The 13643-nt window shown below is 54.7% G+C and carries 14 protein-coding genes; 8 read left to right on the forward strand and 6 right to left on the reverse strand.

Annotated elements, in window-relative coordinates; all coding sequences use genetic code 11:
• Positions 1-224: 224 nt before the first annotated feature.
• On the reverse strand, positions 225-1043 hold the full coding sequence (locus tag CJD38_RS03155; RefSeq protein WP_107939016.1) for a class I SAM-dependent methyltransferase: 819 nt from the start codon (positions 1041-1043) through the stop codon (positions 225-227).
• 474 nt (positions 1044-1517) lie between these two features.
• Here CJD38_RS03155 and CJD38_RS03160 point away from each other — a divergent pair, with 474 nt between their 5' ends.
• Positions 1518-2027 (forward strand): DUF1993 domain-containing protein, encoded by a 510-nt coding sequence (locus CJD38_RS03160; RefSeq protein WP_107938825.1) that lies wholly within the window; start codon positions 1518-1520, stop codon positions 2025-2027.
• A 183-nt stretch (positions 2028-2210) separates the two neighbouring features.
• On the opposite strand, the gene CJD38_RS03165 is transcribed toward CJD38_RS03160, so the two are convergent.
• The gene (locus CJD38_RS03165) at positions 2211-3278 is read right to left on the reverse strand and encodes an AraC family transcriptional regulator (protein WP_107938826.1); all 1068 of its coding nucleotides are present in this window, start codon (positions 3276-3278) and stop codon (positions 2211-2213) included.
• Between the two features lie 93 nt (positions 3279-3371).
• On the opposite strand from CJD38_RS03165, the gene CJD38_RS03170 reads away from it, so the two are divergent.
• The 4 genes from CJD38_RS03170 to CJD38_RS03185 are packed head-to-tail and all read left to right on the forward strand — an operon-like array spanning position 3372 to position 7052.
• Positions 3372-4166 (forward strand): SDR family NAD(P)-dependent oxidoreductase, encoded by a 795-nt coding sequence (locus tag CJD38_RS03170; protein WP_107938827.1) that lies wholly within the window; start codon positions 3372-3374, stop codon positions 4164-4166.
• Complete coding sequence (locus CJD38_RS03175; RefSeq protein WP_107938828.1) at positions 4166-4915, forward strand: acetoacetate decarboxylase family protein; 750 nt, start codon at positions 4166-4168, stop codon at positions 4913-4915. Before CJD38_RS03170 ends, CJD38_RS03175 begins: the two co-directional genes overlap by 1 nt.
• A 2-nt stretch (positions 4916-4917) precedes the next feature.
• On the forward strand, positions 4918-6159 hold the full coding sequence (locus CJD38_RS03180; protein WP_107938829.1) for an NADH:flavin oxidoreductase/NADH oxidase family protein: 1242 nt from the start codon (positions 4918-4920) through the stop codon (positions 6157-6159).
• A gap of 14 nt (positions 6160-6173) precedes the next feature.
• Entirely contained in the window at positions 6174-7052 is an 879-nt protein-coding gene (locus CJD38_RS03185; protein ID WP_107938830.1) for a metal-dependent hydrolase, read from the forward strand.
• 175 nt (positions 7053-7227) lie between these two features.
• On the opposite strand, the gene CJD38_RS03190 is transcribed toward CJD38_RS03185, so the two are convergent.
• The 4 genes from CJD38_RS03190 to CJD38_RS03205 all read right to left on the reverse strand — a co-directional run bounded on the left by CJD38_RS03190 (position 7228) and on the right by CJD38_RS03205 (position 10234).
• Positions 7228-7578, reverse strand: coding sequence for a hypothetical protein (locus CJD38_RS03190; RefSeq protein WP_107938831.1), 351 nt, complete (start codon positions 7576-7578; stop codon positions 7228-7230).
• A gap of 125 nt (positions 7579-7703) precedes the next feature.
• Entirely contained in the window at positions 7704-8123 is a 420-nt protein-coding gene (locus CJD38_RS03195) for a hypothetical protein (protein ID WP_107938832.1), read from the reverse strand.
• Between the two features lie 63 nt (positions 8124-8186).
• Positions 8187-8678, reverse strand: a complete 492-nt coding sequence (locus CJD38_RS03200; protein WP_107938833.1) for a hypothetical protein — start codon at positions 8676-8678, stop codon at positions 8187-8189.
• 446 nt (positions 8679-9124) lie between these two features.
• A complete protein-coding gene (locus CJD38_RS03205) occupies positions 9125-10234 on the reverse strand; it encodes an AraC family transcriptional regulator (RefSeq protein WP_107938834.1) in 1110 nt (369 codons plus the stop codon).
• Positions 10235-10345: 111 nt separating this feature from the next.
• Between CJD38_RS03205 and CJD38_RS03210 the strand changes: the two genes are divergently transcribed.
• From CJD38_RS03210 to CJD38_RS03220, 3 genes are read left to right on the forward strand one after another with little or no spacing between them, the layout of a single operon-like run.
• Positions 10346-11194, forward strand: coding sequence for an SDR family oxidoreductase (locus CJD38_RS03210; RefSeq protein ID WP_107938835.1), 849 nt, complete (start codon positions 10346-10348; stop codon positions 11192-11194).
• Positions 11191-12699 carry a flavin-containing monooxygenase gene (locus CJD38_RS03215; protein WP_107938836.1) on the forward strand — a complete coding sequence of 503 codons (1509 nt, stop codon included), beginning with the start codon at positions 11191-11193 and terminating at the stop codon, positions 12697-12699. The genes CJD38_RS03210 and CJD38_RS03215 overlap by 4 nt, the downstream gene beginning before the upstream one ends.
• Positions 12686-13636: a patatin-like phospholipase family protein gene (locus CJD38_RS03220; protein ID WP_107938837.1), complete on the forward strand. Its 951-nt coding sequence runs from the start codon at positions 12686-12688 to the stop codon at positions 13634-13636. Before CJD38_RS03215 ends, CJD38_RS03220 begins: the two co-directional genes overlap by 14 nt.
• Positions 13637-13643: the final 7 nt, after the last annotated feature.

Raw genomic sequence — 13643 nt, forward strand, 5'->3', positions numbered from 1 at the left:
AGTCTGCAATTGAAAGCAAACGCTGACTGAATTGATCAGAATTTTACAGCCGTATTTTTGCCTTGGAAAATGTTCGCTATGGGCTGATTCGTGCCAAGTGCTGCCGGCCACACTTTTGGATTCACTGCCACAAAGCGGCCGTCCCTCTAGAGCGCCTTGCTAGGGTGCATTCTCAGTAGACCTGCGGAATCTACGTGCGAGATAGGCGTATGCACGGCCCTTGATTATGGTTGAGCCACTGCAATGTGACCTTCGATCGGAAACGCCAATCCGTCATCGTTCATATGAGCCTGCATTGCGGCAGTGACCTCGCGGAGCAAGGTCTCACGCGCGGCATCGCCGACGGCCGCGACGTGGGGCGACAGCGGTGATCCCGCCACTTGATGTTGCACGAAGGCCGCTGGCGACGAAAAACGGACCATGCGCACGTCGGCACCGACGCGAACGGTTCGGAAGCCTGCCTGCGCGAGCAAGCCGCGAAACTCGTCGGGACTGTCACCAAAGACAAAGGGCGCGCGCATGACCGCAGCGGCTGCCGTGCTCACGTTCCGCTCTAGGGCTGTTGCGAGCGCCGAAAAGCCGGGACTATGAGAGAGCCCTCGCCACACAAGAGCGACAAGTCGTCCAGTGGGTTTGAGCACACGGAGCATCTCGCGCGCGGCCTGCGCTCGATCTGGGAAGTATTGGAACCCGAGCTGACAGATGACGGCGTCAAAGCTGCTCGCTTCGAACGGGAGCGCACCAGCGTCACCTTCTTGCCAATCCACGGCGGCACCCGCCGGGGATGGCGTGGCGCGCGCGCGCGCGAGCATGCCTGCGTTGAGATCAAGACCGACGACATGACCGGTCGGCCCCACCTGTTCTGCGGCCAAGCGTGTAACCACGCCTGTCCCGCATGCCACATCGAGCACTCGCTCGCCAGCGCACAGTGTCGCTTGCGCCACCAGCAACGGTGCCCATGGGCCAAAGAGGGCGGGCACCAACTGAGTCTCGTAAACTTCTGGAGCGTTACCGCCAAGCTGCCACTTTTCAGGCTGAGTCATCTGCATCTCCTTCATGGCCCCTAACTACAATGGGACCGCCTCATGGCGATAAATAATTGCCGCAATTGGGCAGTTTTTCTTGGGCAGATTATTCGCAAGGCCCTGAATTCGCGTGGGTCTAAAAGTACTATCGCTGGATTAGACCGCTAAATCAATTTACGCAATTTGGCTGCCCTAAAGCGGCCACTTGCGACGGGCTGAAATGGGCTGATAGTGCTTGACTAATCTCCACGTCAGTCGGTCATTAACTCCATAAGTAGGCTGATCAATTCTTAACAAGCAGCATGACTTTGACAGCACCGGTAATATCCTCGCGCCCAGCTCATCGAAATTGCTTACTGTTTATATCGGCCAGATGCTCAAACCTTTGGCGAATACTCTCAACCACGTCACGCGGCCGACGGCATTTAACCGTCTGGCCTCACAAGCCCACAACCCAGGGCTCGCCTCGATTCAATCCCACCAGGACTTCGCATGAACCATCCGATGTATACCCACTCTGTTCCCGTCTTTAAACAAATGCTGACGGCTCTGAAAGCTATTCTTGTCCAGACAGAAGAGCATGTTTCCGCGAAAGCCATAGAGCCAGATGCGCTCCTCCAAGCGCGTCTATTTCCAGACATGTTTCCCCTAGTTAAGCAGGTGCAGATTGCGGCTGATTTCTCACGGGGAATTGCTGCGCGGCTTGCAGGTGTCGATGTGCCAGCCTTTGAGAGCAATCAAAAAACCTTTGGTGATCTTGACGCTCTGCTGACACAAACCATCGCTTTTCTGGATAGCGTGACCTCGGCGCAGTTTGAAGGTAAGGAAGGTATTGAGGTTGTGCTTCGGCCCGGCACGCCAAAGGAAAAGAAGTTGAGCGGCCAAGCGTATCTGGCCAACTACGGGCTACCTCAGTTCTTTTTTCACGTCAGCACGGCCTACTCCATCCTGCGTCACAACGGCATGCCCATCGGCAAGCGCGACTACATGGGTGTTTATTGAAGCAAAGTGAATCTCCTCGGCTTTCGTGGAGACTCGCAATATTTTCAGTTGCTGCGAATTTGAGTCTGTAGATTAGGTTTCACGAGATTACTCCCTGATCTCGAGGAAGGTTCCCCAAGCTTCCGCTCTTTCTAGGCCCACAGTTCTCACTGTGGGCTTTTTTTATGGGCGAGGGAATTTCACTCAGTTTTTAACGTTCAAGCATCGCAGCCGATATTGGCTCGGTGATTCGCCGGTCCATTTTCGAAAAGCGCGCGTGAAGCTAGGTGGATTTAGAAACCCTAGGCGCGATGAAATGGTTTGGATGTCGAGTGCTGATGATTCAAGCAACTGTCGCGCATCGCGTTGACGAGCCTCATCGAGCAGTGCTTGATAGCTCGCTCCCTGCAAATCAAGTTTGCGCCGTAAGGTGCGTGAGGAAATGTGCAGGCGCTCTGCCAACTCATCAAGTGACGGGTAACTCGTATCGCCGAGCATCAATGCAGCGCGCACCTTTGGCACGAGATTCTCGTCTTCGCTTCTGACGGAGGCATACTCACGCGCTACTTGCGCGATCGCTTGGCCGTGCGCGCTGTCGTCAGCGAGCATCGGTTGACGCTCAAGATAGCGACGCGGAAAACGTAATTGATTTGCGGGCTGCGAAAATCGTGTAGGGGGCAGGCGATCACGATAGCGTGCGAAGTACGCTGGCTCTGGCCAATCGAACCAGAGTTCAACTTCCTCAGCTTTTTCGCCAATGAATGACGCTGGTAGCTGCTTCATGCTCACGAGCAAGCATTCAAAGAAGAAGCTACGCAGCACGGGAATGGGATGAGCCTGCGAAATTTCCAGCACGGCTCTCTCACCGTCTTCAGCAAGATGTAAGTGATAAGACTGCAAACGCATGCGGAAATACTGCGTCGCTAATGTGATGGCTTGGCGCAGCGTCGGTGCTGTCATCGCCGCATAGCCAAGAAAGCCATGCGCTGAAGGTTTCAGGCGAAGTCCGTACTCGATACCAAGACCTTGTTCGCCACTGAGGCGGATCGCGTGAAGGGCAAGTCGTGTCCACTGCGTCAACGAGATGCGGCCTTCAGGCTTGGCCAGAACATGGGCCGCGATACCGCTATCACTCGCCACTTGCTCTGTTGAATGACCGCGCTCGCTGAGCATTTCCAGCAGCAACAGCGGATAGGCCACCGGCAGGCTAGGGCGGTTCAGACCGTGGGGATCTTTGCTGGAAATGACGAGCTCGACGTTCGTGTTGGCCATTTATGTTAAGCGAATTGGCCGCTGATCGCATCACGTATGAAGTGCTAGCGGACGGACACTGAGCGCCGTCAAAGCACTCCAGAGAAAAGCACCATGAGCCTTCCGCAGCCTAGTTCCGAATCCCGCGCCGTCATCACTGGCGCCTCCAGTGGCATCGGTGAACAACTCGCACGTCAGCTCGCCGAGCGCGGTCATTCGCTGATTCTTGTCGCCCGTCGCATCGCAAAGCTGGAAGCGCTCGCTGCTGAGTTGCGCGACAGCTACAAAGTGACGGTGGACTTGCGGCCCTGCGATCTTGCAGATCGAAAAGCACGCAAGCAGTTTCGCGATGAATTGGCAGCCGCGGATATTTCTATCCTCTGCAATAACGCTGGTTTCGCAACTTTCGGCAAGCTTGCGAATCTTGATGCCGAGCGTGAGCGTGAGGAGTTAGAACTCAATGCCGTCGCCGTGCAGGATCTGACACTCGCTGTATTGCCCGGAATGATCCAGCGCAAGACCGGTGCGATTCTGATCGTGGGTTCAACCTCGGGCCATCAACCCACGCCTGCCAACGCGACGTACGCAGCTAGCAAGGCTTTCGCCAATTCATTTGCAGAAGCACTGCACAGTGAACTGCACGGCACCGGCGTCTCCTGCACCTTGCTGGCACCCGGCCCAACACGCACCGCATTTACCGAAGTCGCAGGCGTCTCCAAGCTTGATCGTCTGGGGCCGCTGTGGGTCAGCGCTTCATCAGTAGCGCATGCAGGCATTGATGGCATGGCGCGCAACAAACGAATTGTCATTCCAGGTTTTGTCGCGCAAGCGCAGACCGTTGGCGGCCGCTACACCCCGCGCAGCATTTTGCTGCCCGTGCTCAAGCAGGTTTTCTCGAGGCTCGCCTAATGTTCAATAAACTGCTCTCAGATTTGCGTACGCCTTGGGCATTGGCCAGCTTAGGCGGCAAGCTTTATCGCAACGCGCAGTATCTGACCGCTGTTGTTGAGGTGGATGAGAAGGCGATGACGCGTTGGCTGCCAAGCGGTATTAAATTGGCCACGCCTGCTCGCGCAGATTTGTTCTGCGCTTACTTTCCTGAAAATGTTTATACCGACGCGTATCACGAAGCCGGTTTATTCGTGCATGTGAAAGCGGGTCGCGGCTACGGCATCTTCTGTCCTTGGATGATCCTCGACGACGACCGCGCCATGATCATCGGCCGCGAGTTGTTGGGTTATCCCAAGAAGCTTGGCGAAATAGCATGGGATGACAATGGTCGGCGCATCGTTGCAAAAGCATCACGTCGCGGCAGCAGCTTGATCGAGATGGAAGCAAAGCTCGGCGAGGTATTGCACGACGCGCCACCGATTCTCGGACTGCCGCATCGCAACGTGACCGGCAATCTAGGCCTCAGTCTTCCACGCGAAGTTCGCTTTACGCCGAAGGAACATCCGATTGAAGTGCGCCGCGTCGACATGCAATTACGTTTTAACGGCAACGCCAATGATCCGCTGCATGAAATGGGATTGGGAAAAGTAGTCGAAGCCCGTCTTCATCGCGTCGATCTTTCTGCTGGATTGATTCCACCGCTACAAATTCCACGCGTGAGCAATCCGCTATTTCTTTTGCGTCAGTTCAACCCGCGAGTACTTTGATCATGAAAAACACCAACACTAAATTGACATCTGCTGCTGCAACGCTGGATCAGTCACTGACACTTCCTTGCGGTCTCACCATTGCCAATCGCATCGCCAAATCCGGCATGAGCGAGCAACTTGCGAATCGCCACGGCTCACCAACGCCTGAAATCGAACAGCTGTATGCAGCTTGGGCGCGCGGCGGGGCAGGGTTGTTGATCACTGGCAACGTCATGGTTGATGGCCGCGCCTTTGTCGAACCACGCAACGCGGTTCTCGAGAGCGATCGTTTCCTGTCTGCCTATAAGCTTTGGGCGAAAGCCGCACATGCACATGGCAGCGCGATCATCATGCAGATCAATCACCCTGGCCGCGTAGCAGTACTGCCATTGCTGAAAAAACCTTTAGGTCCGTCTGCAGTCGGCCTTGATCTGCCAGCGATGAATATCGTCCGCATTCCGCGCGCGATCACTGAGGTGGAGATTCACGAACAGATCGCACGCTATGCAACCACAGCAGCGTTAGCGGTGCAGGCTGGTTTCGATGGCGTGCAAGTGCACGCGGCGCATGGCTATCTGCTTTCGCAATTCCTGTCGCCACTAGCCAACGTTCGCACGGACGCTTGGGGCGGAAGCCCAGAGAAGCGCCGTCGTTTTCTGATTGAAGTGGTACGCGCTGTGCGTACAGCAATCGGGCCGAATAAAGCCTTGTCAGTAAAACTCAACTCAGCAGACTTCCAGAAAGGCGGTCTGTCACAAGAAGAATCGCTGGAGATCGCATTGGCACTGGAAGCCGAAGGCATCGACCTGTTGGAAATTTCCGGCGGCAACTACGAGTCGCCTGCACAGTTAGGTTTTGCATCGAGCAAACAAGCGGGTCGCGATGCTTATTTCTTGTCTTACGCAGAAGCGTTGCGCCGTCGCAGCAAATTGCCGCTGATGCTGACTGGTGGTTTGCGCAATGTCGAACTGATGCAACGCATCCTAGCGGAAGGCGTGGTCGAGATGATTGGAATGGCGCGACCGTTTGCGATGCAGCCTGATGTAGCAAAACGTTTGTTGGCCGGAGAATCTGCGGCCGAGCCACCGGCTATCCCACGAGTCGGTTACAAGCCTGTAGATGCCTATCTTCAATTGGCTTGGCACGCCGCACAGTTCCGCAGCATCGCTGCTGCGCGCGATCCAAAACCATTAGGGGGTCTGTTGCGCACAGTGTTGGCGTTCGCGCCGCGTATGGGCTTCAACATCGTCACGCAGAACTAAAACGGAGCACAGACATGAGCGCGCTGATCAAGGAGACACACAACATTACACCGCGCCGCCCACGTTTCGATTTCAGTGAGACACCTATGCACTGGATTGCCGGCGATCCACTGGCCTCGCAGATGCTCAATGTTCTGCAGCCGATCACGCCAGCGCCGGAGCGTTGGTTTTGTCAGGCCGTTCGCGAAGCGCTGCCATTAATTCGCGATGAAAAATTGCGGCAGGCAGCCGTGGCATTCATCAAGCAAGAAGGCGCGCATAGCCACGCGCACACGCTGGGCAATCGCCGACTGACAGAGCTGGGTGTAGATGTCTCGTCATACGAAGCGTTGCTGGATTGGGTGTTCGGTCGAATGCTGGGCTCTGATCCATTCGGACAAAAACTGAAAAGCCCACGCCTGCGTTTGGCTTGGTTAAAAACGCGACTGGCAATGGTTGCAGCGAGCGAACACCTGACAGGTGTACTCGGCGATTGGGTGTTGAACGCCAAGAGTCTTGAACAGCTGCCCGTCGATCAAGAGATGCTGCAGTTGTATCAATGGCATGGTGCAGAAGAGGTCGAGCATCGGGAAGTTTGCGATGCTGTGTTTCGCGATATCAGCGGAAATATTTTTCTGCGCACGACAGCAGCAGCGTTCGTCTTTCCATTGTTTGCATCGCTTGCTTGGGTCGGCGTGCAAGAACTCGTGTCCAAAGATCCGCAGCTGCCATATCAACGCGTGCGCATAGCTGACTATCTGCGTGCCGCGCGACAAGGGAAGGTGCCCGCGCCGAGATTTCTAGTGCGGCGCGCACTGGGATATTTCTCACCTCGTCATAGCCCACTGAACGAGGGCTCGACGGAGCAGGCATTGGCTTATCTTTTGAAGATGCCAAGTCTGATTCGGACATGAATGCTTGGGGCTGATTCTAGTCGTCGAGTTAGTACCAAGAGCGGACGCTAAATCTTGATGCTCTTCTTCAAGTTGTAGCCCGGGTGCAACCCGGGGCTTTTCGTTTAGTGACTGAGCATCCCGGGTTTCACCCGGGCTACGTTGCCTTTGGCTGGTTAGTGCCAATAGCGGACGTTCAATGCTTCTTTCGGTTTAGGCCTCGGGCCCAACTAAAGGTAAGAAGTCCAATTGAACTGATTAAAAGGCCTAAAACATTTAGCCCCATGGTGAACCAGACCATCGAGTCACGAAAGGGAACTTGAACAATGCCGATATCTCGTTCATAAACTACAGGCCAGATCTTGTACGCGGCGAACGATAAGAGCTCTGATAACACAAGAACGCCCATTCCAAGAGAAAACACGGCTGCCGATTTATATGCAGTATCTTTGTAGAAGCGCAGCCCAGCAATAAGCATCGCTGTCCATGCGAAAGGAAGTGCCGCGATCTGACAATTGAGTAAAAGATCAGTCATCTCGGGAGTCATCTTTGATCTCGTTTGAATCGCTCAATACTTACAAGTACTTCAGAGGAGCCTAAGCATTCGTTTTAGGCCGGTCGGTGCCAGAAGCAGACATTCAACGCCTCTCTACAACCTGTTGTTAGAGCGCATTAGATAACCGCCTTGAATGGCATGCTTTTAAGGTCAGTGAGTAATTCCTCCCAGACCTCAGCGTCGAAGATCGCCTTGTTGACGATAATGTCTTGCTGCCCTTTTTTCCTGAAAGCAATCCAGTCCGTGCTGATGACGAGCGAGTAGTTACGCACGTCTTCAACAACTGCTTTGCCGCCAAAGAACTTCTTGGTTTGGATCTCAGTTTCTTGGATCGATAGGTGCGGGCCGCGGGCCCTCAAAAAGAAGGTCACTGCTACGAGTGTCGCGAACAAAGTGGCGGTGAGCAGGCCTGCCGTGATCCAGCTCAGTTTGCTCTGCCAAGCCAAAACGACGCATAGCCCGGATATGAAGATGTACTGGCCCGCGTAGCCGTGCGTCAGTTGGCGTAAGTTGGATCGCCGATATTCCTTGTTCATACGCTCTAACGCCCAAACTCAGCCGACCGCGCGCGAAGCGCGTGGGTCGGCTGAAGTGCTTTGTTAGGGAGCATGGCTAAACCGCCGATAGATCTGTTTGCTACCAAAAACGAGAAAAAGACCAAAAGCAGTTTTAGCGAGCGCAGCAAATAGACCAATTTTGTGTTCAGTAGGCAACGTGCCGTAATCATCTTGAGTAGCGAAGAACACAAAACCAAATGCTTTTAACAATTCTGGGCCGGCGCTAGAAATAGCAAGTAAGCCCACCATGACGCTGCCAAGTTGCCATGCCTCATTAAGCGTTATGGCGGTTGCAGCTTCTGAAGTTCGCGGGACGAGTATGCGTGCTATTGCCAGCGGGAAACGCCAAAGGAAAATTGCCAAGCCAAAAGAAATGAATGTGGGTGCGAAGGCCAGTAAGCCCTCTGGGGTTGTAAGCGGAAAAGCCATGGTGTTTCGCAATGCAAAACCAACGGCGAGAGCCTGCAACGAATAAAGAAAAACCCACAACGAGAAGAGCCTGATTGCCAAGCCTGCCGCTTGAAGGAATGACATACGCTTCTTTTCTCCCTAACTACAATTAGACCGCCTAATAGCGGTGAATAATTGCCGCAATTGGGCGGTTTTTCTCGGGCGGTTCATTCGCAAGTCGCTGATTTCTTATGATTGTGCAGATACTGTTGCCGAATTAGACCGCAAAGGCAATTACCCATTTGGCTAATGACCGTCGAAGAGCAACGAGGTTCAGGAGACCGGACGGTGGCGACCGTCAGCTATGGGCTGTTAGCAGACAGCAACATGTGGCACAGCTAAAACGAATCGCGCCGTTCACCTGTCTTTCGACATCGCTCATCCGCTTTTCCAGTTGCTGCGAATTTGAATCTGTAGATTAGGTTTCACGAGATTACTCCCTGGTCTCGAGGAAGGTTCCCCAAGCTTCCGATCCTTTTAAGCCCACAGTTCCCCACTGCGGGCTTTTTTTATGGGCGAGGGAATTTCGCTCAGCTGCTCACGTTCAAGCATCGCAGTCGATAAAGGCTCGGTGACTCACCGGTCCACTTACGAAAGGCTCGTGTGAAATTTGCGGGATTTTGGTAGCCGAGGCGGGTGGCTACTTCTTGTAGATCAAGCTCGGTGTTTTCAATCAGATCGCAGGCATCACGCCGTTGAGTTTCTTCAAGCAGCTGCTGGAATGAACTGCCGTCATCCTTGAGTTTACGAGCGAGCGTGCGGCTCGATATGTGTAGCTTGGCGGCTAATGTTTCTTGATCAGGATAGCCGCCGTTTTTGGCTTGAATAAGTTCAGCGCAGACGCGAAGGACGATGCTGTCACCCGCTGCACCGGTCTGCGCTAATTCGCGCTCGCATAATTCGATCGCCTGTTTGGTGGCCAGCGGATCCGCTAGCACGGGGCGCATTTCTAATAATCTGATTGGGAAGCGCAGTTGATTACTTGATCGGGAAAATCGAACCGGCGGCAAGCGATCTTTCCAGCGTGCGTGATATTCCGGCTCTGCCCAATCGAAACACAGTTCACCTCCGAGATCGAGTAACTCTCGACCGAGCATCGCTGCTGCTCCGCGTGCGACGCCAAGCAGAATGTGTTCGTAGAAAAAACGACGAAGCGATAAGAGCTGGTTCGCAGCATCGGGTGCCGCTGCGGAAATTTGCGTGGGGAGTTTCTTGGTCGTCGGGATGATCGGATGAAATTCAAACACTTCGACTGCCGCGTAATCCTGCTCAATCAGCATGCGAATTCCGAAGTCACGCTGGCGTGTCTGGAAGTAGCGAATTACAAGCTCCATCGATTCGCGTACTGACGCGCAACTCAAAACCGCGTAGCCGAGAAATCCATGCGCAGAGGGACGTGTTCGCAAGCCGCATTCATAACCGAGCGCGGGCTCTTGCAGTAATCGCATCGCGCGATTTACCAGCAAGCCCCACTGCAGGGCCGACATGCGTGAGGCTGGACTGTCCACCAAATTTGGAGAGACGGGCAATCCTTTGAACAGTTCCTGCGTATCAATGCCGTGCTCGGCCACGATCTCCAGCAGCAGTTGGAGATAGGACACGGGAACGGTGGGCTTGGCGTATCTGTCCGGACGCTTCATGGCTGAAAATGATAAGCGAATTGTCGGGCTTGCGTATCACGCTCCACGCGGAACTCTTCACAGAATGCTCCATCGACCCGACTAAACGGGAACCGAATCTAAGGAGTCGTCATGGCAAAGGGTGTAGCGCTCAAGGGCGCAGTGGTTGCAATCACGGGTGGAGGTCGCGGCATTGGCCTCGCCATCGCAAAGGCCATGGCAGAGCAGGGCGCGCGAGTCAGCTTGGGAGATATCGACGCTGATCTGGCGCTGAAAGCTGCCGAACCTCTGGGTGGATATGGCGGTCGTTTGGACGTGCGCGACCGCGAGTCGTTTGTGAAATTTCTGGACACCACGCGACGCATGCTCGGGCCCATCGACGTGCTCATCAACAACGCCGGCATCATGCCGATTGGCGCGTTCACTGATGAAACGGATGCAATGTCGGATACGCAGATCGACATCAATCTGCGCGGCGTCATTCATGGTTGCAAGGCGGTGCTGCCAGAGATGCTTGCTCGTGGCACGGGCCATATCGTCAATGTCGCTTCATTGGCTGGCGTCATGCCAGTGCCGGGTCTGGCGGTTTACTGCGCCACCAAATTTGCAGTGCTGGGCTTAACGCAAACACTGCGTGAGGAATATCGCGACAGTGGCATTCACTTCACTACCATTATGCCGTCGAAGGTGAGAACCGAATTGGCTTCGGGCTCTGATGCGGCTCGCGGCATTCCGTCAGTTTCTCCCGGGCATGTTGCTCGCAGTGTGGTCGATGCGATTAAGCACCAGCGACGTGAAGTCGCGGTGCCTAGCTATCTCGGCTCAACGCCTGCCGTGCTCAACCTCACGCCGCAGTGGCTCATGCGTCGCTTACGTCATGCGATTGATGATCGGGCGGGGCTGGAGAAAATTGATCACCAGCAGCGTGCTTCTTATACGCAGCGCATCGAATCTCTGACTGCGGCGAAGAAACTGCGATGAATGCCTACGAAAAATCGCGTGAGATCGAAGTCGTCGTTGTCGGTGCTGGCGTCAGCGGTATCGGTGCGGCGATCAAGTTGCTCGATAACGACATCAAGGATTTCGTTGTGTTGGAGAAGGCAGATGCGCTCGGTGGCACATGGCGCGACAACACTTATCCGGGCTGTGCCTGTGATGTTCCTTCGCATCTGTATTCCTATTCATTCGCACAGAAGTCGGACTGGACTCGCATGTTCGCGAAGCAATCTGAAATTCTTGACTACGTGAAAGAGACTGCGAGCCAATATCAGCTGGAGCCTTATATCCACTTTAGTGAGCCAGTCGAATCCGCAGCGTGGGATGAACACGATATGCGTTGGCTGGTGCGTACACCCAAAGGAAATTACCGCGCGCGCGTTCTGATTTCCTGCACGGGCTATCTGCATGATCCGCAAATACCCAATCTGCCGGGACTCGAAAATTTTCCGGGCAAGGTTTTTCATTCTTCGCGCTGGGATCATGCGCACGATCTCAATGGTGAGCGCGTCGCGGTGATTGGCACCGGCGCCTCAGCAATTCAGTTCATTCCAGAGATTCAATCGAAGGTTAAATCACTGACGGTTTACCAGCGCACGCCACATTGGGTTTTGCCGAAGTCTGATGGAAAAATTTCAAGCTTCGGACATCGCATGCTGCGCCTGCCTTTTGTCACGCAGGCTTGGCGCAAGATGCTCTACACAGGCTTCGAAACTTTCGGCATCGGCTTTCGCCATCCGAGCTTGCTCAAATATGCGCAGCGCATGTCCTACGGAATGATGAATCGCCAGATCAAAGATCCTGAATTGCGTAGCAAGGTCACGCCGAATTACACGCTGGGTTGTAAGCGTGTACTACTTTCCAATAGCTACTACCGTGCGCTGACCAAACCCAATGTTGAAGTGCTCGCAACCGGCGTCGATTCATTGCGTGGACGTACATTGATTGGTGCGGATGGCAGTGAACGCGAGATCGACACGATCATTCTTGCGACTGGTTTCCACGTTACAGAACAGCCGAGCATGGCGCATGTCTTCGGTGTGGACAGGCAACGCTCGCTGTCACAAGTCTATGCAGGAAGTCCGGAAGGTTATCGCGGCACCACCGTCACGGGTTTTCCTAATCTCTTTCTGGTGCTGGGCCCCAATCTCGCCATTGGCCACAACTCTGCGTTTGTCGTCATTGAGTCGCAGCTCGCTTACATCATGAGTGCGCTGCGCGAAATGCGGAAAGAGAAAATTGCTCGCGTTGAAGTGTTGCGTGAAGTGCAGAACGCATACAACGAAAAAGTACAGCGTGATCTACGGGGAACAGTCTGGAATGCGGGTGGTTGTTCCAGCTATTACCTCGATACCAACGGTCGCAACAGCACGGGGTTTCCTTGGAGCACGCTAGAAATGCGACGACTGCTGGCGCGCTTTGATATCGGTAGTTACGCAACGCAATCGCTCAAAGCTTCAAAAAAGGAGAGCGCTCGTGAAGCGGCTTGATCGTGCGAAAAAGTCTGGAGCCAAACGCGCCTTGGTACTCGGCTGCGGCGGTGTTGCGGGTGCGGCTTGGACCATCCCCATGTTGGATGCGGTGCAACGGCAGTTGAAATGGGATGCGCGTGAAGCGGACATTCTGATCGGGACTTCCGCAGGCGCCGTCATTGCCTCACTGCTTGCGGCTGGCGTGAGCGTTGATCAAATGATGGCAAGTCAGAACGGTACGGCCGAAGACTGCATCTGGAATCACGACACCGATACCGGCGGTGCACTGCCGCCGCGACCGGCTCTGCGTTTTCCTGCGGCGAGACTGGCGATTCAAGGGCTACGCGGCAAAGTGGGTTTACTTGCCGGAGTCAGCGGGTTGTTGCCAGAAGGCCGTTGCGACATGACGCCATTTATGCGCGTGATTGATAGCGTTGTTCCTGAGGGAGAATGGGCACCACATCCGGCTTGTTGGATCGTGACCGCCGATGCCAAGAGTGGCGAGCGTGTTGCGTTTGGTCGCGATGACGCGCCAGAAGCGCCGATGAATCTTGCGGTCTGTGCGTCCTATGGCGTGCCCGGCTGGTGCCCGCCGATTCAGATCGGTGATCGATCCTTCATGGACGGTGGCATTTTATCGCCGACGTCTGCGGATTTATTGCTGGGCAGTGATGTGACTGAGGCCATCGTCATCGCTCCTATGGCATCGACGCAATTCGACCATCCCACATCTATGGCGACGAAGATCGAACGCTACATGCGTCGATACATGACTCGCATCGTTGATCGTGAAATTGTGCAGCTTCGTGATGCGGGCATCCGTGTTGTTCGCTTGGAACCGGGCCCGGCAGACCTGAAGGCGTTTGGCTCCAATATGATGGATCCACGCAGGCGCTTGAGGGTATTTGAGACTGCGCTGCGAACCGCGCCAGAAACGCTTCGAGCGGTGGCATGATTTCTGC

It is taken from the genome of Stenotrophobium rhamnosiphilum (assembly GCF_003052265.1).
In the GTDB taxonomy this organism is placed as follows: domain Bacteria; phylum Pseudomonadota; class Gammaproteobacteria; order Nevskiales; family Nevskiaceae; genus Stenotrophobium; species Stenotrophobium rhamnosiphilum.